General features: G+C 33.3%; 24 protein-coding genes, 1 tRNA gene and 4 pseudogenes. 20 read left to right on the top strand and 9 right to left on the bottom strand.

Annotated features, from left to right (window positions below; translation table 11 throughout):
* Positions 1-346 precede the first annotated feature (346 nt).
* A complete protein-coding gene (locus P618_RS01720) occupies positions 347-1,096 on the top strand; it encodes a hypothetical protein (RefSeq protein WP_021827007.1) in 750 nt (249 codons plus the stop codon).
* Positions 1,097-1,133: 37 nt separating this feature from the next.
* On the top strand, positions 1,134-1,388 hold the full coding sequence (locus P618_RS01715; protein WP_162147051.1) for a hypothetical protein: 255 nt from the start codon (positions 1,134-1,136) through the stop codon (positions 1,386-1,388).
* A 459-nt stretch (positions 1,389-1,847) separates the two neighbouring features.
* Here P618_RS01715 and P618_RS07205 read toward each other — a convergent pair.
* The 5 genes and pseudogenes from P618_RS07205 to P618_RS09135 form a co-directional block, all read right to left on the bottom strand.
* A pseudogene (locus tag P618_RS07205) lies at positions 1,848-2,052 on the bottom strand (transposase); the annotation flags it as partial.
* An 891-nt stretch (positions 2,053-2,943) separates the two neighbouring features.
* The gene (locus P618_RS01705) at positions 2,944-3,723 is read right to left on the bottom strand and encodes a ParA family protein (protein WP_021827003.1); all 780 of its coding nucleotides are present in this window, start codon (positions 3,721-3,723) and stop codon (positions 2,944-2,946) included.
* A gap of 30 nt (positions 3,724-3,753) precedes the next feature.
* Positions 3,754-5,091 carry a hypothetical protein gene (locus P618_RS01700; protein WP_156918957.1) on the bottom strand — a complete coding sequence of 446 codons (1,338 nt, stop codon included), beginning with the start codon at positions 5,089-5,091 and terminating at the stop codon, positions 3,754-3,756.
* Complete coding sequence (locus tag P618_RS01695) at positions 5,081-6,754, bottom strand: cation:proton antiporter domain-containing protein (protein ID WP_021827001.1); 1,674 nt, start codon at positions 6,752-6,754, stop codon at positions 5,081-5,083. The genes P618_RS01700 and P618_RS01695 overlap by 11 nt, the downstream gene beginning before the upstream one ends.
* A gap of 294 nt (positions 6,755-7,048) precedes the next feature.
* Positions 7,049-7,123 carry a transposase gene (locus P618_RS09135; protein ID WP_075260878.1) on the bottom strand — a complete coding sequence of 25 codons (75 nt, stop codon included), beginning with the start codon at positions 7,121-7,123 and terminating at the stop codon, positions 7,049-7,051.
* Between the two features lie 165 nt (positions 7,124-7,288).
* Between P618_RS09135 and P618_RS07750 the strand changes: the two genes are divergently transcribed.
* Together P618_RS07750 and P618_RS08360 are read left to right on the top strand one after the other, a co-directional pair.
* Positions 7,289-7,459, top strand: coding sequence for a hypothetical protein (locus P618_RS07750; RefSeq protein WP_156918956.1), 171 nt, complete (start codon positions 7,289-7,291; stop codon positions 7,457-7,459).
* 1,362 nt (positions 7,460-8,821) lie between these two features.
* Positions 8,822-9,016, top strand: coding sequence for an integrase core domain-containing protein (locus tag P618_RS08360; RefSeq protein ID WP_021826999.1), 195 nt, complete (start codon positions 8,822-8,824; stop codon positions 9,014-9,016).
* A 231-nt stretch (positions 9,017-9,247) separates the two neighbouring features.
* Here P618_RS08360 and murJ read toward each other — a convergent pair whose 3' ends face one another.
* A complete protein-coding gene (gene murJ, locus P618_RS01680) occupies positions 9,248-10,822 on the bottom strand; it encodes a murein biosynthesis integral membrane protein MurJ (RefSeq protein WP_021826998.1) in 1,575 nt (524 codons plus the stop codon).
* A gap of 196 nt (positions 10,823-11,018) precedes the next feature.
* Here murJ and P618_RS09130 point away from each other — a divergent pair, with 196 nt between their 5' ends.
* The 6 genes from P618_RS09130 to P618_RS05925 all read left to right on the top strand — a co-directional run bounded on the left by P618_RS09130 (position 11,019) and on the right by P618_RS05925 (position 15,903).
* Positions 11,019-11,249, top strand: a complete 231-nt coding sequence (locus P618_RS09130; RefSeq protein ID WP_021826997.1) for a helix-turn-helix domain-containing protein — start codon at positions 11,019-11,021, stop codon at positions 11,247-11,249.
* Positions 11,250-12,196: 947 nt separating this feature from the next.
* Positions 12,197-13,429 carry an IscS subfamily cysteine desulfurase gene (locus P618_RS01670; RefSeq protein WP_021826996.1) on the top strand — a complete coding sequence of 411 codons (1,233 nt, stop codon included), beginning with the start codon at positions 12,197-12,199 and terminating at the stop codon, positions 13,427-13,429.
* A 16-nt stretch (positions 13,430-13,445) separates the two neighbouring features.
* Positions 13,446-13,847 (top strand): Fe-S cluster assembly scaffold IscU, encoded by a 402-nt coding sequence (gene iscU, locus P618_RS01665; RefSeq protein ID WP_021826995.1) that lies wholly within the window; start codon positions 13,446-13,448, stop codon positions 13,845-13,847.
* Positions 13,844-14,788 (top strand): lactate/malate family dehydrogenase, encoded by a 945-nt coding sequence (locus P618_RS01660; protein ID WP_021826994.1) that lies wholly within the window; start codon positions 13,844-13,846, stop codon positions 14,786-14,788. Before iscU ends, P618_RS01660 begins: the two co-directional genes overlap by 4 nt.
* Positions 14,789-15,328: 540 nt before the next feature.
* Positions 15,329-15,559: a hypothetical protein gene (locus P618_RS01655; RefSeq protein WP_021826992.1), complete on the top strand. Its 231-nt coding sequence runs from the start codon at positions 15,329-15,331 to the stop codon at positions 15,557-15,559.
* A gap of 59 nt (positions 15,560-15,618) precedes the next feature.
* Complete coding sequence (locus P618_RS05925; RefSeq protein ID WP_052564142.1) at positions 15,619-15,903, top strand: DDE-type integrase/transposase/recombinase; 285 nt, start codon at positions 15,619-15,621, stop codon at positions 15,901-15,903.
* 531 nt (positions 15,904-16,434) lie between these two features.
* On the opposite strand, the gene P618_RS01650 is transcribed toward P618_RS05925, so the two are convergent.
* Entirely contained in the window at positions 16,435-18,573 is a 2,139-nt protein-coding gene (locus P618_RS01650; RefSeq protein ID WP_021826990.1) for a mechanosensitive ion channel family protein, read from the bottom strand.
* 258 nt (positions 18,574-18,831) lie between these two features.
* Between P618_RS01650 and P618_RS07745 the strand changes: the two genes are divergently transcribed.
* From P618_RS07745 to P618_RS09125, 3 genes and pseudogenes are all read left to right on the top strand, one after another.
* On the top strand, positions 18,832-19,104 hold the full coding sequence (locus P618_RS07745) for a hypothetical protein (RefSeq protein WP_156918955.1): 273 nt from the start codon (positions 18,832-18,834) through the stop codon (positions 19,102-19,104).
* Between the two features lie 152 nt (positions 19,105-19,256).
* On the top strand, positions 19,257-19,391 hold the full coding sequence (locus tag P618_RS08775) for a hypothetical protein (RefSeq protein ID WP_024161061.1): 135 nt from the start codon (positions 19,257-19,259) through the stop codon (positions 19,389-19,391).
* Between the two features lie 219 nt (positions 19,392-19,610).
* Positions 19,611-19,805 (top strand): annotated as a pseudogene (locus tag P618_RS09125) (transposase); the annotation flags it as partial.
* A 191-nt stretch (positions 19,806-19,996) separates the two neighbouring features.
* Here the strand turns inward: P618_RS09125 and P618_RS01630 are convergent.
* Together P618_RS01630 and P618_RS09120 are read right to left on the bottom strand one after the other, a co-directional pair.
* Positions 19,997-20,464 carry a winged helix DNA-binding protein gene (locus P618_RS01630; RefSeq protein WP_024161060.1) on the bottom strand — a complete coding sequence of 156 codons (468 nt, stop codon included), beginning with the start codon at positions 20,462-20,464 and terminating at the stop codon, positions 19,997-19,999.
* Positions 20,465-20,652: 188 nt separating this feature from the next.
* Positions 20,653-20,859: pseudogene (locus P618_RS09120) on the bottom strand (hypothetical protein); the annotation flags it as partial.
* A gap of 756 nt (positions 20,860-21,615) precedes the next feature.
* Here P618_RS09120 and P618_RS01625 point away from each other — a divergent pair.
* The 7 genes and pseudogenes from P618_RS01625 to P618_RS08770 form a co-directional block, all read left to right on the top strand.
* Positions 21,616-21,689: transfer RNA gene (locus P618_RS01625), tRNA-Pro, on the top strand.
* Positions 21,690-21,762: 73 nt separating this feature from the next.
* A complete protein-coding gene (gene greA, locus P618_RS01620) occupies positions 21,763-22,272 on the top strand; it encodes a transcription elongation factor GreA (protein WP_239638253.1) in 510 nt (169 codons plus the stop codon).
* A complete protein-coding gene (gene ruvX / locus P618_RS01615) occupies positions 22,251-22,712 on the top strand; it encodes a Holliday junction resolvase RuvX (RefSeq protein ID WP_021826982.1) in 462 nt (153 codons plus the stop codon). The genes greA and ruvX overlap by 22 nt, the downstream gene beginning before the upstream one ends.
* Before the next feature lie 737 nt (positions 22,713-23,449).
* Complete coding sequence (locus P618_RS09115) at positions 23,450-23,605, top strand: glycosyltransferase (protein ID WP_084024553.1); 156 nt, start codon at positions 23,450-23,452, stop codon at positions 23,603-23,605.
* Between the two features lie 57 nt (positions 23,606-23,662).
* The gene (locus tag P618_RS01605; RefSeq protein WP_021826980.1) at positions 23,663-23,878 is read left to right on the top strand and encodes a hypothetical protein; all 216 of its coding nucleotides are present in this window, start codon (positions 23,663-23,665) and stop codon (positions 23,876-23,878) included.
* Positions 23,879-24,408: 530 nt separating this feature from the next.
* The gene (locus tag P618_RS01600) at positions 24,409-25,257 is read left to right on the top strand and encodes a hypothetical protein (RefSeq protein WP_021826979.1); all 849 of its coding nucleotides are present in this window, start codon (positions 24,409-24,411) and stop codon (positions 25,255-25,257) included.
* 313 nt (positions 25,258-25,570) lie between these two features.
* A pseudogene (locus P618_RS08770) lies at positions 25,571-25,693 on the top strand (IS701 family transposase); the annotation flags it as partial.
* Positions 25,694-25,731: the final 38 nt, after the last annotated feature.

The following is a 25,731-nucleotide window of genomic DNA, read 5'->3' as shown; positions in this document are numbered from 1 at the left end:
GCCTTGAAACATATTGGCTAAACCAGTCGATGTTGCATAGTGATTTTGACTTATCAAATAGTCGCTATAAATATCAAAAAGATCCAGTTTCATTTTTTGTCCTTAAAAACTTCCAGACGAAAAATATGATTATTTCAAGCAGAAATCAACTATTGCTGCGTAACATCAGTATATAAGTTTTCCATACGATTTGTACGAATGGTCTCTAAATTTTTTTTTATTTACGCAATAGAATGACTTAGTTTTAGAAGTTAGAAAGAAGTCTTTTTTAAATTGTAAGAGTAAAAGTTTTTTATCATTTTTATCTTATAATTACACTGTAAACTTTAATTCAGTAAAATTTAAAATGAAAAATTATAAAAAAAAATATGTGTTATGCGTAGGGATCTTTTTACCTTTTGTTCAAAACGCTTTTTCTAACTCTTCTGAAACAGCTTACACTATTGATCATTTTTCTAAACAATGGAATTCTTTGACTCCTGATACTAAACCTGCTCTACAAAGAAAAAATCAGAAAAACAGAAAAATTAATAATCATCAATTAGATGAAAAATCAAACGCAGTTATTCAAAATGCTTTTCATGAGTTATCAAATATACTGAACTCTGTAAAATTTCTTGAAGAAAACAAACCGGAAGATATTCAAAAAATTATAGCAGCTTTTGAGCCCATATGTAATCACCTCAATATTTCTGAAAAAGAATTTTTTGAATCTTTTCCCGTAAAACCCGGCACTTCGTCTCGATGTTCAATTTTTTCAAGAGTTAAAGCAAAACAATGTTCCAAAATATTTGAAAATATTCTTGAAAGTTTTAAAAATTTTGATGACTTTTCTGAAAAATGGCCAAAATTGATTGAGAATTACGTTCAATTTAAGAATACAAATACCGAAAATCTTTATACAAATTATTACACATCAATCAAAAAAAACAAAAACATTCAAAATACAGAAAAAAATATTATACTCGCTTTTGTAAATTTAGCACACAAAATCTACTATAAAACAGTACTAGAAGAACCGGATATAAAAGATATTATGGATGCTTTTGAACCTGTGTATAAAAATTTAGGACTTTCTAAAAAAAAGTTTTTTTGAACTGTTTGCACGTAAAACAAGCAAGGTGTGTAAAAATTTGCACTTACAAAATGATGAAAACCAAATAAAGTGTACTCAAGCTTTGAGCTCTATTCTGAATTATTTCGGTACGCCATTAAAAGACGATTTTTTTCCTGAAACAAAAGAGCTTCTTAAAGAAAACAAAGAGAATATTTCTGAAAATTCGGAAAAAGAACAGGAAAAAAATTCAAAGCTAAAAAAAGTTTCGCACTCAAAAAGAGATGCTTTGAAGGGAGTCTTTAATAAAATAAAAAACTTTTTGAGCAAATAAAAAACGTTTATTAAACTTACAGTACTGGGAGCGTGAGTTAAAAAAATAAAGCTCATAATACATAAAGCTAAGGCTTATCCTCAATTAAGCTAAACGACAATTGAAGCCCAGTGAGTGATGCCTAGAAAATTTAAAAATATTTTATTATAGCGTGTAGCAATGATTCGGCACTGCTTGAGTTTAGAAAAAAAATCTTAGATCAAGTAACGAGAAAAGATATTTATCATAATTTGAATGCTCCAAATGATAGATGAAATCACGGCTTCACGCCCCCTTTTTTTTTAAGTTTTAGCCCTCCTTTTTCATCGACATCGTATGCTTATCCGCAAACACCGAATCCTCCTTCAAAAGGCGATCCATCAACAACGTCATCCATTTTCCAAATCATGGTCCTAACCTTGTATAAGATGAAAAACGACAGAATTTCAAAGACTTTTTTCATACGCCCTTTTAGCTTCAACGGGCAAAGCGGATGTGAATGACTTTAAAATCACAAAACCTCTCAGGAAAAATCACGCCAAGAAATTCCCTCACGGTAACGGTATAAAACAGCTTCAACAAACAGAAAATTACCCTTGGCTGTCACACCTACATCCCCCGACTTTCTAGGTGAACTATCTTTTATCCGATCCCACTGATCATCCCGAAACGCATAACGTCTCATTTAACTCATATTTTTTTGAATTCTTATTAAATTTTCAAAACACATCAAAAAAAGTTAACTTAATTGAGAACAGGAACTAGTTACATATTGAATAAAAAACTCTTTTTCTGTAGTTGGCTTTGCACTCAAACGTATTTTTGGGCGTTAATGTCCTTGGCTTTTATAACGTAAATGCCATCTATTGATTGTCATTTTATTTATTCCAAAAACCATTTATGCTTTTTTTTGACTGTTACCTACTTTTATAAAATTTACAACCTTTTTTTCTTAGATCTATATTTATATGGACTCGTTGATTCATCATATCGTGCATCGACCCGGGATAAATTTTGAGCAATAAAAGATTTGACCTTAATGAGATTTTCGTATTTCAATTTTTATCGCGAGACACTTTTTCTTTCCCGAACAAATTCTGGCACCTTTTAGGATATTCTATGGGAAATTCTGTGAAATTAACAAGTAATCGTTCACTTTCTTTCTTTAACAGTTTTCTTCATGAAAAATAGCTATGCATCTTATCAAAAGCTGCTCACTAAGTCCAACAATGCGATACACACGAAAATTATTTACCCCTAACATGTAGCCTACAAAAATCTAGATGATATAGCTTCGATCTTACAAAAAAAGAATCAAAAAATTGAAAAGTTCAATTTATAGTTGAGACCAAATTATTTGTATCTAGTACTAACCGCCGAGCACCATAGTTGCAATGCTTTTTGAAAAACCGCAAAAATTGAAACTCTGATCCCAAAAAGATGCTGAAAATGTGTAAGAAGCTTTCTAATCTTTCTGTATTTTGTGGACACGAAAAATCTTACTTGAGTGTTGACTTTTCATGTTTTAATAGACGTTTCAGCAAATTTTCTACTTCTATAGCAAATTTATTATATGTTACACTTGAGAATTCCAATTAAATGTCGTTAATAAATAATTTGCTAGCTCCAAATATCTCAATGCTCCTGCACTTTTACAATCATAAAAAATGATAGGTTTTCCGTGAGAAGATGCTTCTGCGATCTTTATACTTCGAGGTATTTCCATAGGTAAAACTATATTTTTAAAATAATCACGCACATTTTTTGCAACTTGTTGATTTAATAAACAGCGCTTATCATACATCGTAAGCAAAATGCCTAAAATTTTTAAATTAGAATTAAATGTTTTTTTTATTGTTTGTATATTAGATAATAATCGGCTTAACCCATCAAGAGCGTAAAACTCGCACTGTAAAGGAATGAGTACAAAATCGCAAGCAATTAATGCATTTAATGTGAGCAATCCCAATGAGGGAGGACAATCTACAAATATGTATTGATAATTACTTTTCAAATGTTTTAAAGCTATAGACAAATGTTTTTCCCGATCTAAGACCGGAACCAATTCAATTTCCGCACCTGCTAATTCGTTATTTGAACCTGCTAAATCTAAAAAAGGCAAAAAAGTTTTAGAAATAATCTCTTCAAAAGGTTTTAAATGTAACAGAGCTTCATATATAGTGTATTTTAAATTTAATTTTCCAACTCCCGTAGTTGCATTCCCTTGTGGATCAAGATCTATAAGCAATACTTTGTGTTCAACGGCAGCAAAAGCTGTCGCTAAATTTACAGCAGTTGTTGTTTTTCCAACTCCACCTTTTTGATTCATAACACAAATGACCTTTGTTTTTTTCATACATTCCCCCTTATATATTTTTAACTTTTTCTATTTTTGCACTTTGTTCCACGTAGAACAATATAAGACTTTACCAATAATCAAAGAAAATGTTGCCCAACCTAGCACAAAAAAATGAGAAAAAATTCCAAAAAAACTTATATAGATTGTCAACGTATAAACAAACACTCCCAATACAAACGATGTAAAAAAATCCAATTGATTTTTTATGTTTTTTATTCCCAAAAACAAAAAACACAAACTGATCATTGCAATTCCCACGCATCCCCCACACAATTTTAGATCTAACCAAAGACAATGAGTGTGACTTGGCACTACTTTGAGAATTTTTCCTTTTTTTATCCCTTCATATAATAAGGGGCGACTTAGAATACGAAAAAATTCCAAAAATCCTAATCCAAACCAAAATGCTGAATCGCTTATTTTATTAAAAACATTCCAAAATACCCATCTCTCATAAAAGCTTGAATTTAAACAAACTATTTTTTTTAACAAAGACATTTTAAGAATGTGTGAGTACAGGAATGTTACGCTAATGGCTCCTATTCCCCAAAAAATTTGCAGAGTCCACAACGCTATTTTTGGATATTTTAAAAGAAAATATCTAAAACTCATAGCTAGCAAAATTCCTATAGCTCCTAATCGACATTCGAAAAATATATTTAAACACAATATACCAGTAAAAATTAACAGAGACTGCTTTTTATAATTTTTATCCATCAGCCAACATACAAAAGGAAACGTTATAATATTAAAGTACATTACACGATGTTTTATTTTCAGCCCTGAAAATTCTTCATGAAATTTTAAATTTAATAGATTAAAACATAAAACCATTAAGAAACTTAATAAGATCAAACTAACTATTTTGTTTATAGAAAATATAGTTAAGTAACGTTTTCCGATTTTTATACTATAAGTTTCTATTTTTTTCCAGTGCATCATACACAAAGAAACGCTCGTGGGAAAAGCCAATGCTCTTAAAAACCAATAAGGGGCAGGATTATAGATTTGAATAGCGTCAATATAATTAAGGAGTAGAATCCAGTACCCTATAAAAAATATTTTTGTTGTTAAAAAAGATGTGCTGCAACGTATCATCGTAACAGGGATTATTCCTGTTACACATTTTCCTGTGATATAAACCCATTCTCCACATCCTTGGGTATCCATAGCCCATATTGAAAGAAAAAATAAGAAAATTCCTGCTCCTTTTTCAAAAGAGAACGGATAAAAAAAAAGTCCACTGCTTAAAAAAAACACACCAACAGAAAAAGCATGTTGAGGAATAACTAAAGCAACGATATGACCTACAATACCCAAACTCAAAATAATTGGAGTCTTAAAATTTAAGAATTTATTCTTCATGCACATCATCTTGACGCTCCACATTCTCCATAAACAATGTTTTTGGAGTGGTTTTTGCCATATAAGCAGCATGCTCTTTTGAGAATCCTAAACACTCTAGACTGATGGCAGCCATTTGAAGACCAGATTCTAATGCTTCTGGATAAACCAAAAAGATATTTAATCCTTGAAAATGTTGCGCTTGCTGAGCGCTTCTAACATGAACAGCAATATAAAGTTGAGGAAATTTAGCTCGAATATTTCGCACCAACTCTATGCACGTGTTCGAATGACCAAAGGTCAATAATAAAATTTTAGCTTCTCCTACTCCTGCTTTTTTTAAAAATTCAATATTTCGGGCTTCTCCATGTAAAATTGGATACCCTAAAGTTTTTGCTTTTTCTAAACGCACAATATCGTAATCTACGACTAAGAAAGAAATAAAATTTAGTTCTAAAGCCAACGCCACAGTTTGTCCTACATGCCCAAAACCTGCAAGAATAACGTCTACTTTATCTCTGCTTTTATGCTCTTGAGAAAAAACACCTTTGCGTTCCAAAAATTTTAAAAAATGTCGTACTGCTGAAAACATAATCGGCGTTAACGCCATGGAACAAAAGGTAATTCCAAATCCTATTTGTTGTGTTATAAGTGAAAAATAATTTTTGAAAGCGGGATGGGTAATAAGAATAAATAAAAATTCACTACTTCCCGCAATCAAAATTCCCAACTGAAAAGCCGTATTCCAAGAAAATCTCCAAAGTTTACTTAACAGTACGACGATAAACAGTTTTGCAAAAAATATCCATCCCACACCAAACACAATCCATTTCCATTGTTCCAAACAGATTTTTAAATTTATTTGCATGCCTGCCATAAAAAAGAAGAATGCAAACAACACCGTGCGAAACGGATGAAGCTCATCATTTAAATGATGGCGCCAAGAAGTGCTTGCGATGCTGACCCCAGTTAAAAAAGCGCCAAGTTCCGAAGATAGTCCAAAATAGTGAGTAATAAAACTTCCTAATAAAACTGCAGTAAATATAAACGCAAGACCGATATCTCTTTGATTATATCGTCTCATGACATATTTACATGTCCAGGATACTAAAACAACCCAACACCCCGATAATAGTACACCTGTAGCCCAATTCAAAATATTCACCCATAATGAGGCTTTTTGAACATCAACTCCAAGATATGCGAACATTCCAATTACGGCTAAATCTTGAAATAATAGGATGCCTAAAGATACTCTTCCTACCGTGCTTGTTAATTCAAATCGTTCTGAAAGAATTTGGATAATTACGGCTGTGGAGGAAAATGCTAAGCTAAGAGAAAGTAATGCTAAAAATAAAGTATCTTGCACATTCAAAATCGGTTGAATGTACAGAATTCCAGAAATAACCAAAGAACATAGTAAAACTTGTGCTATTCCTACGCCAAAAATATATCGTCTTAATGAAACCAATCGATGCCAAGGAATTTCTACGCCAAGCGTAAACAAAAAAAGACTAATTCCAAATTCTCCTAAGTGGCGTAAGAAATCATTTGTTTCCAAACAATTAATTCCGCTGGGTCCAAGAATCACGCCCGTAATCAAGTATCCTAAAATCAAATTCACGCGTAAACTTTTGCATACAGCAAAAGTAGCCACCCAAGCAAATAAAAGTACTAACAGCATATGAAGTATGAGCACAGTTTTAATTTTTTTTCTAATACCTAGATTTATTTTAATAAAAAAGTTAAACAAATCAATGTTTGTTATATATATTTAGGAGCTATTTTGAAAAATATTTGGTCAATAAGTGTTTAGTTCCAAACTCTTATGGTGTAATCTATAAAGAAATCAAAGAGATAAATTTATGGAAAATACAGTGAAAAAAATTGAATTGTGATCAAGTAAAAAAGCACTAATTGACTGATATAAGCCATGTAAGAACTCAATTTTCTGCCTAATCCATCGCTTCATATGTGCTCAAAACTTCTCAATTGGATTTAAATCAGGTGAATAAGGTGGTAAAAAAATAATCTTACAACGGGCAGATTTAATGAATTTTTTGCTTCTTTAAGATTTATGAAATGAACCATTATCCATGATCACAACTTGTTCGAGGTTTAATTTTGTTTAGTTTCACATTTTTATGGTATAACTTATAAGGAACTAAAGGAGGCTAATTTATGGGAAGTATCTGCATGGCAAAGCCAAGACAACGCTTTGAGTCCGAAAAGAAATACAAAACTCTGTGGAAAGCGCTTCAGAAATAGTAAAGCGTCTGGGCCTTCAGTTTTGAAGTGGAAGAAAGCCGGTTGTGTTGAAAATAAACGCTTTGGCCATACACAGCCAAAAAGCGTTTTATTTGCAACAGAAGTAAGAGATTGTGTGTGAATTCAGACGCGTTTCTAAGCTTTCTCTTGATGATGTTTATAGTGCTTTGAAAGAGAAGATTCTCAATCTCATGGGCTCTAATCTGCATTTATGCCTTAGAAGAAATGGTCTAAATGTCTTACCCAAAGAAGAGTCGGTTCCTGGAAAAAAGAAATTTATCCCCTTGGATTTGTTCATATTGACAGTACAGAAGGTCCGTACAGATCAAGGGAAATACCACCTTTTTGTGGCCATTGAACGGTCCACAAAGTACGTTTATGTCGAGATGCATTCAAAAATATCGGTTAACGAGTCAAGTGCATTTTTGAAAAATCTGATCACCCATTGTATCTTTCAAAATAACGAACATTCTCACAGACAATGGGCGATCAGTCTTTGGCTATGCAGGGCCAGAACGTTCATTTTAAACACAACCGGCTTTCTTCTACTTCAAAACAGTTTTAATAGTGAAGGCCCAAACGCTTTGCTATTTCTGCGGTACTCTCCACAGAGTTTTATATTTCTTTTCGGACTCAAAGCGTCGTCTTGGCATTTCCATGCAGTATACTTTCCATAAATTAGCCTCCTTTAGTTCCTTATAGATTATACCATAAGAATGTAGGACTGAACAACTATACAGCTACGCTCGTACATAGGAATGTTTAGAGTTTTACCGTCCAAAACATCTATACCGCGTTTAAAAATGGAAAAAACTTGTACCTGAAGGTTTCAGCTTTAAGTTACGACAAGAAATTGTTGACATTAGTTGAGCCACTTATTATCGCTACAAGAAAATTTTGTATAATTTGGAAAAAGGTATAACATCGCCCTCAAAAAAAACTATCAAGCTAAACAAGCCACAGTGAGGGGAATCACACAAGCAATTAGTGTTGCAAATTAGGCGTTCAAACTCAACCTATGGGAAGGAAAAAATTGCCATCATCTTAAAACGTGATCATAGACAAATTATCAGCAAAAGCACAGCAGGTCGCATCTTGAAGTTTTTAAAAGCCAAAGGAACTTATTACTAGGTCGATCTCAGCCTTACGTACCAAACGAAAACAAATCTTTAAAAAGCATGCAAAAGCTTGGACATTTAAAGATTATAAAACCATGATCATTGGGGAGCGAGTTCAAATTGATCATATGACGGTCACCAAAAAGGGGATCACTGTAAAGCATTTCCAAGTCTGGGAGAGGCTATCAAAGTACATAGATATTGCGTGTTTATTCAAATGCCAAAGCTAGTAGCGCCAAGCGTTTCCTAATTATTTTGTTAGAAATGCTCCTTTTTCAATTAAATTAGTTCAGGTCGATGGAGGATCAGAATTCATAGAAAACTTTGAAGATGCTTGTGCTCAACTCAAACTTCCTCTAATCGTTTTGCCGCCTAAGAAACCAGAGTATAACGGTGGCATTGAACGAGGAAACAGAACCTTTAGAGAAGATTTTCGTACAGATTTTTTAGAAAATTCTGTGCGCGAAATGCAGGCTGCATTAAGCAAAGCTTTAGTAAAATATAATACCTATCGACCACATCGAAACTTGAAAGGTTTAACTTCAATGCAATATATTTAAACTAACTTATCTGAGATCTCAATTTTGTCTCATTCATTACGAACTCGCACATTGTATTGCAATTCAACTGTTTTTACTATAAACTTAAGGCAGTACCGTGCCCTAAACACATGCTGTGATAAAACGTCTTTAAATTTTCTATGCGCCATTTATTTGGCGTTAATTGTCGTTTGGCTTAATTGAGGACAGGCCTATCAGGTTATATGTGATCCATCTTTAACCTCTCACTTTTTAAGCACGAAACATTTTTCGAAACAATTTTAGATGTTTATAAGATAAGTGAGACCTATTATTTAAAAATAAAAATAACAAAGCAGAAATGATGAACGCAGAAAAAAATATATACGTAATATGAAAAAAAATACTATTTTCAGGTGTCCAAAACGAAGGTATCACATAATAATACACTGATAAGACCCCCGCAACAAAAGGAACAAGTTCTAAACAAAGACGCCTTAATCCACTATAAATTGGGAGTTTTTCTTGATAAGCAATGGAGTATAAAAGAAAAGAAAATTGAACCCAAGCAGAAATTACAGAAGCTAACGCAAGACCAATATGATAAAATTGACGGTATAAACACAGGCTTATTCCTATCGTAACTACCACATTAAGCAATCCAGAAATCCATGTAAGCTGACCTTTTCCATAAGCAAAACATCGTGTAATTAATATTTTTATTCCAATGTAGGCTGGAATACCTAAAGAAAATATTCTTACAACGTTAGCAATTTCCTTTACGTCCCTCCAAGCCAAAACCCCAGATTTTACGCTGGGGAAAAATAAGCACGCTCCCAAAGAAAACGAAGCTACCCAAAAAAATAATGTAATCCACACGCTCATCATTAAAGAAAAACGCAAAAAGTGTTGTTCATCACGCCATCGGCGTACAGAATCTTGTGCCTCATGTTTTTGAGAAAGAATAGGTAATAAAACAGAGGCTAAAGAAACACCAATTAAACTTAAAGGAAGTTGTTGAAAACGATCAGCATAATTAAGATAAGAAGCTCCTTTCGTAGGAAGTTGAGCAGCAAAAAGTGCTCCAATAACCGTATTCAGTTGTACAGAAGAAATACTTAACATAGCAGAACAAAATTTTCTAAAAAATACTGAAAGATACTTATTGAATCCTAAAATAGGCCATACAGACCTCATTCCTTGATGCCAGCATCCCCAGATCATAATGATACATTGAAAAACACTAGATCCTAAAATTGCCCAAGAAACTCCATACGCCGAAACGATATTAGAGCTAGGTTGATAAATTAATAACGCGACTAATCCTGCACAAATAAATAAATTTCCTAACGTAGAAGAAAAATTAAAGATTCCAAAACGACCATATACACTAGAAATGCTCCCAAAAAAACTGTGTACTGAAATAAAAAATATATAGGGAAAAATAATTTTTCCTAATCCAGAAAACAATGCTTGTTGCGTTTGATGAGAAGAATCAGAAAAAATCCATCGTGAAAAAAAATCCCATTTCCATTCTGCGATCGCCACTAATACGGTTAATAGCGCTAACAAAACTCCCAAAAGACTTGCAGAAAAACGATAGGCTGCTTCTTCTCCTTCGTTTTCTTTAATTTTCGTAAAAATAGGAAGAAAAGCAGCCTGCATAGCTCCTTCAGCAAAAATTCTTCGAAAAAAAGCAGGAATTTTAATAAGAATTGATAAGGTATCGCTTACTGCGTTAATCCCAATGCACTGAATTAGTAAGAGTTCCCTAACGTATCCACTAACGCGACTTAACAGCGTAAGTACTGCAACCCAACTAACAGAACGCAAAAAATTAATCTTCATTACTACACTAAAACCTTGACAATTTTTAAAACATACATCGAATATATCATAAAAAAAAATATTAAATAAGACTGTCAATAAGATTTATAAAAAATTTAGAATGGCGCAAATTAAATTTAGAAATGATGCAAGGTGTAGTAAAAACAATTGAATTGCAATACGATTATATAATACGTTTTATCTAAAAATGTAGATAATGTCAACGCGTCCATATCGTATAAATTTAAGAGAAAAGTTCATAAATTTTATCAAATCAGGTAACAGCCAAAAAAAAGCATCGAGAGTTTTTGGAATAAATAAAATGACACTCAACAGATGGCATTTGCATTATAAAAGTAAAGGACATTTTTACCCAAAGATACGTTTGGGTGCTAAGCCAACTATAGAAAAAAAGTCTTTTATTCAATACCAATTATCCATATGCTAGATCAGAAAACATTACTCGTGAATTTGGCATAAGTGTCAGTGACGCACGGTATTGGTTAAGGCGCGTAGTTATAAAAAACCTTCACCTATGTGTAAAGCAAGTAAATAAAAACGAAATACAGACCAAGAAGATCTAAAATATATCATCTTAAAGTATTGTATACATTTATGAAAGCGGGATAGAGCTAACCATTTGCAAAGATAGAGAACGAGACAAAAAAAGTAAAAATTTGTTGATAAAAAAAGTGGTAAATATTACGAAATAACTAATATTGTAGCGAATTTAGTAAATATAATAAAGCGATTGCTCTGATGATTTTTAATTCGAAGCTGGGGTAAAGCTAATGTTTCATAAAAGCATTAAACCCCGAACAAATTGTGATCATGGATAATGCTTCATTTCATAAATCTCAAAGCACTAGAGAATTACTTGAATTTACACATTGTAGTTTTTTTTACTACCTTATTTACCTGATTTAAATTCAATCGAAAAATTTTGACACATATGAAGCGATGGATTAGGTAGAAAAATTAAGTTCTGCCAGAGCTTATATCCGTCAATTAATGCTTTTTTACTTTATTATAATTCAACTGCTTTTACTATACTGGATGACTAAAGAGTTTCAGACTCAGAAAATTATACACAAATCTCTGTCATACATATGCTTTCTTGATTACTTCATCAGAAAAATTAAAATGCCTGGCTCAAACAAGGTCTTTAACCAGAAGAATCGTCTATTCAAAACACTCTAAGCTTGTCGCTAATCTTCGTTCCTCTTATCAATCCAGGTTTACTTGATCTGTATACATATTTTTCTAAATGGGATTTTTTCAGAGCACCACTATTCTTGATACTTAATGTCTACGTTTAAGAAAAGTTTTTGCACTTGCTAGTATTTTTGAAAAAGTATACCATTTATAATGTGTTTTTGTAAGTAACTTTTGATCATGCGTACTTCGTGCAAGGCACTATATTTAGATTATCAATCTACGACGCCTTGTGATGCAGAGGTTTTAGAGGCGATGATGCCTTACTTAACGCATCATTTTGGAAATGCTCATTCTAGGACACATTGTTATGGCTGGGTGTCTGAAGAAAGTGTTGAAGAGGCTCGATCTCAAATCGCAAAAGTAATAGGGGCTGATTCAAAAGAAATTATTTTTACTTCTGGTGCCACTGAATCTAACAATTTAGCTATCAAAGGGTTGGCGATGCACTTACGTGGTCAAAATTCTCCGCGCCACAAATTTGTCACGTTGGCAACAGAACACAAGTGTGTTTTAGAAAGTTTTCGTTGGCTACAACGTCAAGGATTTGAAGTTGTGTTTCTTCCTGTGCAAAAAAGCGGTCTTGTAGACTTAGAGCAGCTAGAGATGCATTTAGGCCCTGAAACCGCATTAGTTTCTATCATGGGGGTCAATAATGAAATTGGAGTCATTCAACCTTTGCGGGAAATAGGAGCACTGTGTAAAAAATATGGAGTATTTTTTCATAGCGATGGCGCTCAAGCGTTGGGACGAATTTCTCTTTTTGTGAAAGAATTAGGGATTCATTTGCTGAGCCTTTCTGCTCATAAAGTTTATGGTCCAAAAGGTATTGGAGCATTGTATGTTGAGCGAAGACCTCTTAGAATTCGTCTTACACCTTTGTTTAGTGGCGGTGGGCAAGAAAGAGGGCTACGCTCTGGAACTATTCCTACTTTTTTGTGTGTAGGTTTTGGGGTGGCTGCAGAAAAAGCAGAAAAATTGCGTTTAACAGAGCGTGAAAGATTGACGGATCTTCGAAATCAATTTTTGGAACGTATCTATTCAGAGCTTCCAAAAGTATATTTGAACGGTGATTTAGAAAATCGAATTCCAGATAATCTTAATTTGAGTTTTTCAGGAGTAGAAGGGGAGGGATTATTAATGGGGATTAAAAATTTGGCACTTTCTTCAGGTTCTGCGTGCACTTCTGAATCTTTAGAGCCTTCATATGTATTAAAAGCTATTGGAGTTTCTGAAGATTTAGCTCACACTTCTTTACGTATTACGTTTGGTCGGTACACGATGTTGAATCAAGCTTTGGAGGCCGCAGAACAAATAATCGTTGCAGTGAAGAAATTACGAGAATTAAGTCCTTTGTGGGATATGATTATGCAGGGAGTTGATTTGCGTACAGTTCAGTGGATAGCGCATTAATAAAAGGGAGTATATTATGGCGTACAATACAAAAATTTTACAACATTATGAAAATCCGCAAAATGTGGGAACATTGGAAGATGGTCCGGATATAGGTACTGGAATGGTGGGGGCTCCTGCGTGTGGGGATGTGATGAAATTACAGATCCAGGTGGACGAAAATGGAAAAATTGTGAGAGCGTGCTTTAAGGCGTTTGGATGCGGGTCCGCTATCGCTTCTGCCTCTTATGCTACCAGCTTGCTAACAGGAAAAAATGTGTCAGAGGCAGAAAAAATTTCTAATACTGAGATTGCAAATGAACTTGGTTTACCTCCAGTTAAGCTCCATTGCTCTATGTTGGCTCAAGACGCTATCGAAGCGGCTATTCAAGATTTTAAAAGTAAAAAAAATAAATTAAAAGACCTGGAGAATGCATGAAGCGTATAGGAATTATTGGAGTAGGCAACATTGGCGCAACGCTTGCTCATATAGTACTTCAAAGTAAAATTTCTGCGCATATCGGGCTTTATGATGTGAATAAAGATGCGCTTCAGGGAAAACTCTGGGATTTGGAAGAAGCTAGTGTTATTGGCGGATACGAGGGAAATATTAGTATTATTCATGATCTTGATGCCTTTGAGTTATTTGATGTCTTGGTGATTACAGCCGGACGTCCTAGGGTTCATGGAATGGATCGTAAAGATCTTCTGAAGGAAAACGCTTCTATATTGCAAGCGATTGCTCGAGAAGTGAAAAATTTTAAGGGAGTGTGTGTTATAGTTACAAACCCCGTAGATCTTATGACGCGATTTTTTTCTTATTTGCTTTCATTGCCAAAAACACAAGTTCTAGGAATGGCGGGAGTTTTAGATGAAGCTCGCATGGCATTACAGATTAAATCGATGACCGGATTAAAAGTACAAAGTATGCGCACATGCGTTGTAGGGCCGCATTCAGAGCATATGATTCCTCTAGAAGCGGTGGGAATTGGTCCAGGTGTTTTAACGGATATAATGTTGATTTCTGAAGAACAAAAAAAGCTATTGAATAAAAATACTCGTTTTGGGGGGGGGCGAATTGTAGAAAAATTAAAATCAGGTTCTGCGTTTTATGGTCCAGCGGCAGCTTGTTTTCGTATCCTTCAAAATGTTTTAGAGTTAAAACAGGAGGTATTGACGTGTTCAGTCTTTATGGGGGAAAATTCGAAATTTTCTGAAATTAGTCAAGAGATTTTTTTTGGATGGCCGGTTTTTTTGGGAAAAGAAGGTGTAAAAAAGATGATTACTCCCAAAATGAACGAAAAAGAAAAAGAAGAATTACGTGAAGTTCTTGGTAAATTACAAAAAGAATACTTAGAATTTTTTGAATCAATGGTTTAAGATGCAGAAACATAAGTGAAAAATATGTTGCACAAATAACGTTAGGTGTAATTGTTAGACGTTTTGGGTAACAATTATTATCCTTGATTCTAAGTTATAGATAGTGGAAATTAAATTAATTTTGAGAGTTTTGACGTTTAGATAGTTTTATATCAAAATACGACTATAGTATCGTATTTTGGTCATCAGCAATGCATTGCAACAAATGTAATTCCGAAAACTGCATAAGAAACGGTATAGTACGCAAGGTTTAGCGCTATAAGTGTAAGCATTTAGTTCCAAATTCTTATGGTATACCCTATAAGGCACTAAAGGAGGCTAATGTATGGAAAGTATACTGCATAACAATGCCAAGACGACGCTTTGAGTCCGAAAAAAATACAAAACTCTGTACAAAGAACCGCAGAAATAGCAAAGCGTCTGGGCCTTCACTATTAAAACTGTTTTGAAGTGGAAGAAAGCCGGTTGCGTTGAAGATAAACGCTCTGGCCTTGCACAGCCAAAGAGCGTTTTATTTGCAACAGAAGCAAGAGATTGTGTGTGAATTCAGGCGCGTTTCTAAGCTTTCTGCTTAATAATGTTTATATTGCTTTGAAGGAGAAGATTCCCAATCTTATGCGCTCTAATCTGTATCGATGCCTCAAAAAAAATAGTCTAAATGTCTTACCCAAAGAAGAAGAGTCGGCTCCTGAAAAAAAATTTAAAGAACATCTTCTTGGATTTGTTCATATTGACAGTACAGAAGGTCCGCACAGATCAAGGGAAATGTGACCTTTTTGTAGGCCATTGATTGGGCCACAAAGTACGTTTATGTCGAGCTGCATTCAAAGATGTTGGTTAACGAGTCAAGTGCATTTTTGAAAAATCTGATCGCCCATTGTCCTTTTAAAATAACGAAAATTCTCACAGACAATGGGGCGCAATTTACCTATAAACCGCTTGCTCAACACCTGAGGACAAAAAACAAAACGCACCCCTTTGATGTGATGTGCAAGAAGCATAAGATTGAACACAGATTTACTAAATTCAAGCATCCTTGGACCAACGCTCAGGTCGAAGTTATCAACAGAATCCTAAAACACTACACAGGTTTATTTTTACAAAGACTTCGATGAGCTAAAGCGCCAATGATGACTTTTGTGCTTTACTATAATCATCAAAGAAAGCTGAAATTATTAAAAATATCAGACCCCCTTTGGTATTATCATGTTAAAATTTGAACGTAACACGTCTGATTTTAATCATAATCAAAATTACATGTTGTTGGGACTAAACATTTAAGCTGTTTAGCTTTTTCAAGCCCTTATCAATTATTTTGTTAGACGTTTGCGTTGCTTTACTCACAATACCGCCATAACCATAAGACCTAGCTTCTGCAGCAGCCCATAGCCTGCAACCCCTCTTATTTAAACATATTTAAACAGAATTCTATTTTTAGATATTTTACTTGTATTTGGGAAATACAGTGTTCTTTTTTAACATTATCCATACTGCCATAATTTCACATCTCAAGGCATTATACAATCATGTAAGTTATTTTTTCACGATTCCTTAGGGGCGTGAGCCCCCTCTTTAATCGGCAAGTCCCTATAAATTTTACACAAACTTCTCCAAATTTTATTCTTACGCAGAAGGAAATTTATTCATTAAATATGTGTATTCGTTAAACTAGGAGAAGAATTCAAAACAGTGTAAGGAGGAGATGGAATCTTAATCCCCGCTTCGTCAAAAAGTTCTTTCAAAATACGATTAAATTGTCGACGTACTTGATCTTGACAATTGGGGGTTGTGCGAATTTTAGCCAAAAGCACGACTGAATAAGGCGTGACTTCATTTACTCCTCTGAATTCCAAGTTTCCCAAAACGTAGCGCTTGACGGGAGAATTTTTTTTTAATATATTAAACGCTTTCTCAATAATTTTTTGAGTTTTCTCTAAATCTTCGTGATATGAGACGGAAATATTCATAAGAACCGCAGAAAAATATTTGTTACGATTTCCAATCACGATAATGTTTCCAAAAGGAATGGTCATAAGCATACCAGTTTCGCTTCGAATTTTTACGGTTCTGACAGCAATAGCTTCTACCTTCCCTGTTTTACCATCAATATCGACTTCATCTCCTACCATAAGGTTATTTTCGAAAATAATAAAAAATCCTGTGATAAAATCTCGAACAATGTTTTGTAATCCAAAAGTCAGTCCAAATCCAGCAACTCCAACGCTGGCAGCCCACTCTTTGAGTTGTACACCAAAAATGTGAGAAATCATAAAAATTAATGCAGGCCCCCCCACCAAAACATTTACAATTGTGCGTATAATCGCCATCATTGTTTTTAATCGCGTAAATAAAAAATTGTTTTCTAATGACTGAACGCTGTAACGATCTTCTACATAATATCTTAAAACTTTATTAATTACTTTTATTAACAAAAAAGACGCCATTCCTACTAAAGCAGCGTTAAAACAACGCGCAACCCAAGGACTAATGAAAATTGAAGTGACCCAATAAACCATACTAAAGGCCGCATTATTCTGAATTTCCTGAAATACTTCTCCCCACAAGGTTAATAACACAATGTAGATTAATATTTTAACTCCTCCTAATGCCTCTTTTCTGTATTGATAGAGCAAAGGAAAAACAAAGGATACATTTTTTTTTCTCCAAAGAAATTCCAAAAAAAGCTTGTATGCTTGAATTTGTATACTACTGATGCTTAATAAAACACTTACAGTAACCATCGTGGGAATAAAAAACGCTATAAAGATTCTGGGAAAAAATAACCACAGACTCATGAACAGCCCTACTCCCCATTGATACATACTTGCCAATAAAATTAGGCGATTTTTTTGCGCAGAAATTTTTATTTCTGAAAGGGCCATAGATTTAAATTTTTTTAACGCTCCCCATATTCCCGAGCTTAAAATAATTGCAACGCTTTGAGAAAATGTAGAAAATATTAACGCATTGGCCTGTGTTAAAGTCAAAATCTCTTTAAATATTCTTGATAAAAAATAAATCAAAAAAATTCTTTGAAAACTACGTAAAGATATTTGCGCAGAAGGAACATGTAATGGCACCTGAAGCACAGAAGAAAAATATACCCACACACTATAATACCCGGCCATTAACATGTACGTATATAAAGGCAAATAAGCTAAAAATTCTGTACTCACTAAAGGTAGAAACCAGCGCTTAAAAGACCATATTCTTCCAATACCTCCATACACCAAAATAGGCAAACAAAAAAGAGCGACAATTTTGAACCCTATTGCACCAGAAAACGTATTGAGACGCGTATAAAAATGCTGATACAACAAAATATTGCTCAAAACGCTTACTAAAAAAATGCCCACGATCCAAGTAATCACTCCCAAAAATTTTTTATCAAATTTTGGAGCCAGTAATAATCGAAACATTTCTTCAAATCCAGAAAAAAAATTATGGATAACGCGCTTTAATTGCAACGAAAAAAGCTCTAAATGCATCAGTAAAGGAGAGACTCTTTCGACTTTTACTTCTGCCGGAATGATTGGGGGAGGAGGGTCGTATTGCTGCAATCGTTTTAAAATGCGATCCAACTGTTCCTGATTTTTTTTGAGATGTTGTTTAGCCTCTTTTACATCTTTTAATAGTCTCTGTGTTTCTTTAGAAGAATTTTTGTGAGGAATGGCAGAAGAAGAATTGACAAACGTAACGCTTCCCTGATCCAAATTTGCTAAACTTAAATGACTACAGATTAAGCTAAAGCTTATTCCTACATAACAGAAACTTTTACACAACATTAATTTTAAACGTCACGTACGTTTTTTATTTATCTTTTTCAGAATAAAATTTTTTTAGAAAATTTTCAAGATAATCCTAATATTTTTTTAAGTTTTTTTATTCAAAATATCATTTTGTTTTTAATTATTGTAAAAAATATTTTTTTGAAAATAAAAACGAAGTTAAAACCTTACTATGCCCATAACATTAAAAACACCTCCCTTGCTATACGTAGTGCTCTAATTATTTTTTGAATCTTCTGAGAACCGCAGCCTTTTTTGAAACTTTCTTACGAGATTCACGATACCTGCGGTAGTGTTGCACTTTACACTGTAGCGTTTGTTGCGATAAAAATTGTCCCTGAGTTTCAGTCTTTTTATGTCTTTGAATTCTTTGAATATACGCTCTACCGCAATCCAAAAGAGCCGTGTTGTACAGCGAAAATTTTTGGATTGCAATACAAAATATGGTATATTTTGTCTGAAAAGATAGATAATGTCAACGGGTCCATATCGTATAGATTTAAGAGAAAAAGTCATCAATTTTATTAAAGCAGGTAACTGTCGAAAAGAAGCATCGAGAGCTTTAGAATAAAAAAAATGACAATCAACAGATGGCATTTGCGTTATAAAAGTAAAGGACATTGACGCCCAAAGATACGTTTGAGAGTAAAGCCAATTATAGAAAAAGAGTCTTTTATTCAATGTATGCAACTAATCATTCAGATGCTAGATCAGAAGATATTTCTCGTGAATTTGGTATGAGTACCAGTAAAGCACGGTATTGGTTAAGGCGCGTAGTTATAAAAAAAGCCTTTACCTATGTTGAAAGCAAATAAATAAAAACGAAATACACACCAAAAAGCGATAAAAATATATCATATGAAAGTCTTGTGCACATTGATGAAAGCGGGATAGAGCTCACCATTTTCAAAAACAGAGGATGAAGAAAAAAATGAAAAACTTGTGGGCAAAAAGAGCGGTAAATATTACGAAAAAACTCATATTGTATCGACTTTAGTAAATAATAAAGTAATTTTTTCGATGGTTTTAACGATTCTTGTAACACACAATTATTCGAAGCTTGGGTAGAGCAGTTTTTGATAAAAGAATTACCCCCCGGACAAGTTATGATCATGGATCATGCTTCATTTCATCAATCCAAAAGAACCAGAGCATTACTTGAATTTACCGGTTGTAGGGGGGCACCTTATTCACCTGATTTAAAAATTTTGGCGCATATGAAGCAATGAATTAGGCAGAAAATTGAGCTCTGCCATGGCTTATATCAATCAATTAGTGCTTTTTTTATTTTATCATAATTTAACTGCTTTCAATGTATCAGCAAGAAATATTGAATTGATTATTTAAAAAATAATTAAATTCAAATCAATAATACTTACGATATAAAAATTTTATGATACTGAAAGCTAAGTAGATCGAATCAGGGTAAAACTTGTATCAAGCGCTCGATAACGTGTACCGCATGAGATAAACTCTGAATTAATCCTAGTCGTTTGTCTAATAAATATTCCATACGATTTTTTATTTCTTGAGCAATATTTGCTCCTTTTGAAGAAATTTTTACTAATGTTTTCCTCTTATCTTCTGTATAATTTTTTTTTTCAATTAATCCTAGATTTGATAAATTTTTCAAAATATATGAAGGATTTAAACCGGTGTACCAATGCTGAGAAATAATGTAATGAATGTAGCACCCATCATTTGGAGCTCTTACATGCAAAAACACTAATAATAATGCTTTATCTATCGAAAGTTCGTATTTTTTAGAAATGCAATTTTGCATAAGATCTCTTAAAGATTGGTTAAGCTGCGTATATTTTAAAAAAAATGTAAAATAAGCTTCTAAAGTTTCTTGAGATGTTGCAAGGTAATCTTGTTCAATAAACACAACTATTTTCTCATTCAAAAGATGTAAGTTATATTCAAATAAAATTTTTTATTTTTGTCAAAAAAATTTTAGTTTTACAGAAATATCAATGCAATACAAAGTTAAAATTTTATATTTAATATTTATTAAGTAGTCCTACTGCGTAAGTCAGTGTTTATGCTGAAAAAAGTTTTCTTTTTTTTCGATCTTTAGCCAATATTCCTGTTCACGATACCCTCGATAATCGTAAGTGGATAACGTTTGCCTGGGGTAGAGTAATGATTGAGCCCCTTATTGGAAATTATCATGCCTTTGTAATTTTCTGTAAGCTCAGACAAGATGTCCCGTTCATGGATATTGGCTGCAGCCATCGTAAAATTTAGGATAACTCCTTTTTGATGAGTAACAAGATGCCCCTTAAATCCAAAATTTTTTAAGAAATCTTATTGAGAATTGTACGCTTAAAATTACTAATATCCTGACTAATAATGGAGCTCAATTTACCTATGTACTTTTATCTAAGCATTTTCGTCCTCAAAACAAACCTCCTTCTTTTTGATGCGATTTGTAAATCTTATAAAAATTAAGCATGGGCTTACACAATTTAGACATCCTTGGCCAATGTACAGGTGGAGCTTACAAACAGAATGATCAAACAATATACAACAAAAACATATTACTATCAGTAATTGTAAGAACTTAAAAAGCGTTTTATGGCTTTTGTTTTATATTATAATCATCAACGCAAACTTAAATCATTAAAATATCGACCTCCCTTTGATATTTATTCTTAAAGAGTTTGAGAGAAATCCGTCAAACTTTAATCATAATCCAAACCATATGTTATTGGGACTGAACAATTAGTGATTAAAAAAATACGGAATTACGTGCTTATCGTTAGTATACGGTAATAAAATTTGAAATTTTTCAGAACATATCAATGAACAAAAAAAACAAAATCGTTTAAAAAAATAATATTTTTCTTCATTATTTTTACTTAATTTGAATTCAATCAATACTGTTTAGTCGTTAGTACGGAACAAGGAATCGTACTGCTGCTAAGGGATGCGTTTGTATTATTTAATTATACTATCTAGACCTCAACTTAATGCAAACACACATCGATTTTGGGCTTGTAAAGTGTAATATCTTGTGATACCATTTGGAGTATTCGGGGTGTGGCGCAGCCTGGTAGCGCGTCTGCTTTGGGAGCAGAATGTCGGAGGTTCAAATCCTTTCACCCCGACGCTTCTTTTTAGTATTGATTTTTAAAATTTTTTGTGAGATAATATTCCAATATTTTCTTTTTTTCTGTGATTGTGTCTGGTTCTATTCCTATGACGGAGCGAGGGTTGCGTCAACTTCAAGATGAATTAAAAAATTTGACCTTTGTTGAAAGGCCGCAAGTTATCGCGGAAATTGCAAAAGCGCGTTCTTATGGAGATCTTTCGGAGAATGCTGAGTATGCTGCAGCAAAAGAAAGACAAAACCTTGTGGAGCGACGTATTCGTTATATTGAAGAGCGTATATCTCGAGCACAAGTTGTAGATCTCAGGATGCTTTCTGGAAATAAAGTATTTTTTGGCGCTCACGTTCTTTTGGAAGAGGGAGAGGGAGAGCGGGAGGTAGAATACCAGATTGTAGGGGCAGATGAAGCAAATATTCAAGAAGGAAGACTTTCTATAGAGGCTCCGCTTGCAAAAGCATTAATTGGAAAAGAAGTAGGAGATTTTATAACTTTGACAATTGCACAGAAAAAAAAGGAATTTTTGATAAAATCTGTCAAGTATATTAGCGATGTAGATTCGTGCGTCAATCCATCTCTTTAGAGAATCATATAGCATCAGGTCTCTCGGGGTGTTGTTTAGGAATTGATTTAGGGAAAAAATTTACAGGAATTTCCATATCAAATCCTGAAAATACTTTGGCTGTTCCGTTAAAAACTCTTCCTACTTCTTCTTATGACAGGTTAGGCAAGAAAGTTGTGGAAATTTTAAGAGATTATTCTGTATCTTGGATTGTGCTTGGCCTCCCCTTAAACCTAGATGGTTCTTGGAGCAAAGGATGTGACTTGGTTTCAAAATTTTCGGAATTTTTAGCTCCCTATCCAGTATGTTTTTGGGATGAACGGTTGAGCACAGTTTCTGCTCGGCGTTTGCTCTGCCCTGGAAGTAAGAACGTTAACGCGCAAGCTGCCGCAGTGATCTTACAGCATGCTTTAGATAGATTAAATTATTTAAAAAATATGACAAGAAATCAAGATGTTTAACTTTTTTTACATACGCACGTGAAAAGTATAGTAAACCTTCTGCGTAAGTAGTTTTTGAGAAAGAGAGCGAAATTCTGTTTACAGTTTATCTTTTTCAAGTTTAGTTTTAAGCAAGAACAAATTCGTTTTTAAAGTTAACGAGCCCAGAAATGATGTTAAGTTTAAGATTGTATCTTTTATCTTTTGCGTTTATTTCGGTATATAAAACGTTTTGTTGGAATTGACTTTTCGAACAAAATGATCGCCCCTGCAAAGCGCATTCAGGGTAAAAATGATTCAATTGAGTATGAATTTCAATGTACACCCCTTGAAAATTCGACATTTCTGAAAATTTGATGTTATTTTTATGGGCCCCCTATGAACATTATGTCCCGTATACGGATGAGACATTACAAAAGGAAAAAAGTCTTTAAACCAATGGTTGGATTATTTGCATCCATCCAGATTCAGAATTTTTTGGGTTATTCAATATTACAAAAAAATTTATTAAGCAACTTCTTTACAATAAAAGATTTGTTTTTAGCATCATCAAACGGTTTGATAAAATTTTAAAACGTAACGGTTTGAACATAGGTGTAAATATGCAGATGAGAACGTCTGTTGGACGATCAAGGTGCTATCTTGTGCGATAAAAAATGCTTAAAATTAGAGTCATTCTTCCCGTATACAACGGTGAAAAATATTTAAAAAATGCGATTGAATCTATATTAAATCAAAACTTTTAGGATTTTGAGCTTATCATTATCAATGATTATTCACGGGATTCGTCAGAAGAAATTGCTCAACATTACATGTCATTAGATTCCAGAGTTTTTTGTGAGCGTAATGATATGAACCTTAAGTTACCAAAATCACTCAATGTAGGGGGGTCTAAAGCACGTGGTCACTATTGAACATGGACCTCATGTGAAAATGTTTATTTACCTGATGCGCTGAAAGAGCTCAATAAAATGTTGAATGCTCATAATGAGGTTGGTCTTGTGTATTCGTCCATAGGTATTATTGATGAACGTGGTGAAAAAAAATCATTCATGCTGCTCTTCCGAGTCATCTCATTTTTCGAAATGTTGTGGGGGCTTATTTTTGATACAAACGCTCTACAGCTAAAAGTGTGGGTATTTATGATGATTCCTTGTTTTTGTGTGAAGATTATGAATATTGGTTAAGAACAGAGAGTCATTCAAAAATTCACCCCATCATGAAATGTTTGTATGAATATCGTCGTCATAGCGATAGTCTTTCCCACCAAAACGAGAAGAAAATTATAGCCAAAGGTATTTTTATAAGAACGCATCAAGAAGCAGTTCTCTTTTTTTACGTGGCAAAAATATTTATAATCCCTTTAGGAAGCTATATTTGTTGGCTGTTCTGTTCTGTTCTACTCTATTCTATTGATCGGAAGCAATCAATACTGTAACAAACTTAATATCATTTCGGGTCTCGTTAACTTGAAAAACGGATTTGCTTTTGCTTAAAACAAAATTTGAAAAAGATCAACTCTAAACAAAACACTTCCCTCTTTCTCAAAAACTACTTACGCAGCAGATCTATTATACAAAAATTTTATATTTTTTATTTATGATATTAATATAGTTTGATAAAATAAAATGAAATGCTCTTCTCAATTTGGGTAATATTTTTAATAATACCCGTCTCTAGTTATAGTATTCTGGAGATTGAGGACGCTACGAGCTTTATGAAGGTATTACTCACTTCTGGAAAGTATATGATTGGAAAGATACTTCAGCCTGCGATAAGTGCTCATGGGGAGAAAGTATTAAAAAAAAATGCTCCAAAATCTCAAAAAGATACATTAGGTATCGGAGTTAATCCAAGAATTGATGAAGAAATAAATTTTGATTCGAATTTTTCAAAAATGTCAACAAAAAAAAACTTCTCAGTTCATAAGGCAAAAACTTTCAAAAATGTTAAAGAAAAAAAAGCAGAACACTACGTGGGTCCATTACGTAATATTCCAAAAAAGAATTGGAAAAAAAAACCTGGAGGTATTGGATTAAATGATCCCGTTCCTCAAGATTTATTCTTTGAGTCTCAAAATGCTCCTTGGAAAGCGTGGGAAATCTCTAACAATCAACTATCTCCTGTTGAAATTTTGTTAGGATTAGGAAGATGTTTAAACGAAGCTGCTTCTTTAACAATCTCACCTTCAGGACAACATGTAAATTTAGACCACTTCTCTTTTAATTCTGATTTTTTTGAAAATAAGTCCCCTCTATTATTTAAAAAATCAGCGCGGCGTTTTGATGTTCAGGGAGATTACAATATACGTGGAAAAAATATTAATATTCCTCTAGATCCTTTCGCGTGGAATATATACTCTAATCTTCCTGTATGGTTACAGAAAAGAAAACGTGCTTTAGGATTATGTTTACAACTCAATAATAATACGGCGTTCATAATTATGACACCACGCTATACGCAAGAAGGAAAAGTAAAACGTTCTCATGCAATAGTACAAGATTTAGAAGCAAAATGCGCAAGTTACCCCAATACTTTTTTATCCTCCATGTTTATTCCAGGATAAGTATGAAGACAGAGCGTAACATGAATAAAAAAAAATGACACGCTCAAAAAGATTATTTGATATATTTCTCTCTCTTTAAGAAATATATCTGTATTTTTCTTCAAAAACTTTTTTGTTTTTTTATTCCTTGCAAATAAGATACGTAATAAATTAAGTTAAGTTTAAGTTTATGAATAAATAAATAGATTGCCGTAAATCAAAAAACAATTGAAATTTTTCTTAATTTAATATAACTTACTGATGTTACGCAGCAATAGTTGATTTCTGCTTGAAATAATCATATTTTTCGTCCGTAAGTTTTTAAGGACAAAAAATGAAACTGGATCTTCTTGATATTTATAGCAACTATTTGATAAGTCAAAATCACTATTCAACATCGACTGGTTTAGCCAATATGTTTCAAGGTGAAATTAGCCATGATCAAATGACTCGTCATTGACGTTCAAAAGATTACAGCTCTTCAAATTTATGGAA

The sequence above is a fragment of the Holospora obtusa F1 genome (assembly GCF_000469665.2).
GTDB classification, from domain to species: Bacteria; Pseudomonadota; Alphaproteobacteria; order Holosporales; family Holosporaceae; genus Holospora; species Holospora obtusa.
Note: the sequence above shows the minus strand (reverse complement) of the source record. Positions and strands in the feature narration are given on the sequence as shown.

What these genes read in the sequence shown, in the direction of transcription:
- P618_RS01670 (WP_021826996.1), top strand. Translation starts at nt 12,197, where the DNA reads ATGCGTACTTCGTGCAAGGCACTATATTTAGATTATCAATCTACGACG.
- P618_RS05925 (WP_052564142.1), top strand. Translation starts at nt 15,619, where the DNA reads ATGTTGGTTAACGAGTCAAGTGCATTTTTGAAAAATCTGATCGCCCAT.
- iscU (WP_021826995.1), top strand. Translation starts at nt 13,446, where the DNA reads ATGGCGTACAATACAAAAATTTTACAACATTATGAAAATCCGCAAAAT.
- P618_RS01600 (WP_021826979.1), top strand. Translation starts at nt 24,409, where the DNA reads ATGAAGGTATTACTCACTTCTGGAAAGTATATGATTGGAAAGATACTT.
- P618_RS01660 (WP_021826994.1), top strand. Translation starts at nt 13,844, where the DNA reads ATGAAGCGTATAGGAATTATTGGAGTAGGCAACATTGGCGCAACGCTT.
- P618_RS08775 (WP_024161061.1), top strand. Translation starts at nt 19,257, where the DNA reads ATGTATGCAACTAATCATTCAGATGCTAGATCAGAAGATATTTCTCGT.
- P618_RS09130 (WP_021826997.1), top strand. Translation starts at nt 11,019, where the DNA reads ATGTCAACGCGTCCATATCGTATAAATTTAAGAGAAAAGTTCATAAAT.
- murJ (WP_021826998.1), bottom strand. Translation starts at nt 10,822, where the DNA reads ATGAAGATTAATTTTTTGCGTTCTGTTAGTTGGGTTGCAGTACTTACG.
- P618_RS01605 (WP_021826980.1), top strand. Translation starts at nt 23,663, where the DNA reads ATGTTGAATGCTCATAATGAGGTTGGTCTTGTGTATTCGTCCATAGGT.
- P618_RS01705 (WP_021827003.1), bottom strand. Translation starts at nt 3,723, where the DNA reads ATGAAAAAAACAAAGGTCATTTGTGTTATGAATCAAAAAGGTGGAGTT.
- P618_RS01695 (WP_021827001.1), bottom strand. Translation starts at nt 6,754, where the DNA reads ATGCTGTTAGTACTTTTATTTGCTTGGGTGGCTACTTTTGCTGTATGC.
- P618_RS01720 (WP_021827007.1), top strand. Translation starts at nt 347, where the DNA reads ATGAAAAATTATAAAAAAAAATATGTGTTATGCGTAGGGATCTTTTTA.
- P618_RS01650 (WP_021826990.1), bottom strand. Translation starts at nt 18,573, where the DNA reads ATGTTGTGTAAAAGTTTCTGTTATGTAGGAATAAGCTTTAGCTTAATC.
- P618_RS01700 (WP_156918957.1), bottom strand. Translation starts at nt 5,091, where the DNA reads ATGAAGAATAAATTCTTAAATTTTAAGACTCCAATTATTTTGAGTTTG.